Below are 1997 nucleotides of genomic sequence, written 5' to 3'. Positions count from 1 at the left end.
GCTCACCACCGCAGTCAAAGCCGTCCTCACCCTGGAGAGCTACCGCTGAAAATGCTCAAGGACTACTCGGACGAGTTCAAGGCCGATGCCGTGGCCCTGTACGAGTCCACACCCGGGGCGACCTACAAGAGCATCGCTGCCGACCTGGGCGTCAGCCGGGCGACCCTGCGGGAGTGGGTGCTGCGGGACCGCGAACGCCGTGGCGTAACCGCCGCGGCTGCGAAGCCGGGCGCCCAGCCTCCTCGGGAGGCGGCGCCGTCCGCTGATCCGGACGAGCGGGTGCGGCAGCTGGAGGCCCGGGTGGCCGAGCTCGAGGCAAGTGAGCGCAAGCTCGCGACCGAGCGGGACATCCTGCGCAAGGCGGCCAGGTATTTCGCCGGAGAGGCGAACTGGTGAGGAGCCGCTTCCAGTTCGTTGACGACCATCGCAGCACCTATGAGGTGAAGCGGCTCTGCCAGGTCCTGGACGTGAACCGGTCCAGCTACTACAAGTGGCTCGCCGGCGCCGAGGCCCGGGCGACCCGGCAGCGGGAGGACCGGATCCTGGCCGAGGAGATCCGCGAGGTCCACGGCGAGTCCGGCGGCGCCTACGGCTCCCCGCGCGTGAGCGCCGAGCTTCGCGAGAGAGGGCGGCGGGTCAACGAGAAGCGGATCGCCCGGATCATGCGGACGTCCTCCATCACCGGAATCCGCCTGCGCAGACGCGTGCGCACCACCGTCCCCGACCCGGCAGCCTCACCGGTCCCGGACCTGTTCCAGCGGGACTTCACCGCCACCGAGCCGGGGCGGAAGTACATGGGCGACATCACGTATCCCCCACTCTCATCCGGGAAGTTCCACTACCTCGCGACCGTGCTGGACTGCTTCAGCCGCGAGGTTGTCGGCTGGTCCATCGCCGACCACATGCGCACCGACCTGGTCGCCGACGCGCTGCGGATGGCAGCCGCGACCCGCGGCCGCCTGGACGGCGCCGTGTTCCACTCCGACCACGGGGCCCAATACGGATCCCGGGCCTTCGCCCGCCTCTGCGACCAACTCGGAGTCACACGGTCGATGGGCGCGGTCGGCACCAGCGCCGACAACGCGGCCTGCGAAAGCTTCCACGCCTCCATCAAACGCGAGACCCTCCGGGGCGCCCATGACTACGGTGACGCCCGCACCTGCCGCAGGACCGTCTTTGCCTGGCTGACCCGCTACAACACCCGCCGCCGGCACTCTGCCAACGGCCACCTCAGCCCCGACGAATACGAACGCCGACACCACACCGTTAAACTCACGCTTGCCGCGTGATCAATAACCGCGTGCCCACCTTCACGGGGGAAGGCCCCATGGACTTCCGCCACCTCCACGCCGAACCCGGTTACAGCCGGTACCTGGCCTACAACCAGCCCAAGCTGGCCAACCTCATGTTTGCCCTCGAACTCCACCAGAGACTGGCGGAGTCGGGCCCAGGCCGCTCGCCGCCCACCCAGGGCTGGCCGCGACCGGCCTGGGCCGGAACTTTCCGGCCCCCGTGCGCAGGTTCGGCTCCGTATTCGCGCCGCTGTTCCTCCAACCCGCCCACATGGGGATGCTGCCCGGTCTGCGTGCCGCTACCGACCCCGGGGCGCGGGGCGGTGAGGTGCCCCCCGGAGTGTGGACACAGGGGTTCATGCTGCGAGTGTGAGTCTACGTTCTGTGTGGTGTTGCTGTTCGAACTCGATGGGTGAGAGGTAGTTCAGGGCGCTGTGGCGTCGGCGGGCGTTGTAGTAGGTCAGCCACTGGAAGATCTCCAGTCTTGCCTGGCGCATCGTCGAGAAGAGCCTCTGGTGCATCGTTTCTCTCTTGAGGCCCTGCCAGAGACTCTCGGCGAGGGCGTTGTCGTAACTCGAGCCGACCCGGCCCATGCTCCTGCGGATCTCGAAGCCGTCGCAGACCTGGGCGAACGCCGCGGAGGTGTACTGCGAGCCGCGGTCCGCGTGGAAGATCACTCCGTCGACGGTGCCGCCGCGTGTCGCC

The 1997-nt window shown here is 68.6% G+C and carries 2 protein-coding genes; one reads left to right on the top strand and one right to left on the bottom strand.

Going from position 1 to position 1997, the window contains the following annotated elements; genetic code table 11:
• Nucleotides 1-51 precede the first annotated feature (51 nt).
• Nucleotides 52-1289 (top strand): IS3 family transposase gene (locus IE185_RS32755; protein ID WP_229843863.1). Its coding sequence is split into 2 segments (ribosomal slippage): nucleotides 52-375 and nucleotides 378-1289, totalling 1236 coding nucleotides; the frame shifts between segments, so codons are not numbered across the junction.
• Nucleotides 1290-1648: 359 nt separating this feature from the next.
• Here the strand turns inward: IE185_RS32755 and IE185_RS32750 are convergent.
• On the bottom strand, nucleotides 1649-1997 hold a 349-nt coding region (locus IE185_RS32750), incomplete at its 5' end, for an integrase core domain-containing protein (protein WP_189716562.1).

Source organism: Streptomyces chryseus, from assembly GCF_014650755.1.
In the GTDB taxonomy this organism is placed as follows: Bacteria; Actinomycetota; Actinomycetes; order Streptomycetales; family Streptomycetaceae; genus Streptomyces; species Streptomyces chryseus.
Note: the sequence above shows the minus strand (reverse complement) of the source record. Positions and strands in the feature narration are given on the sequence as shown.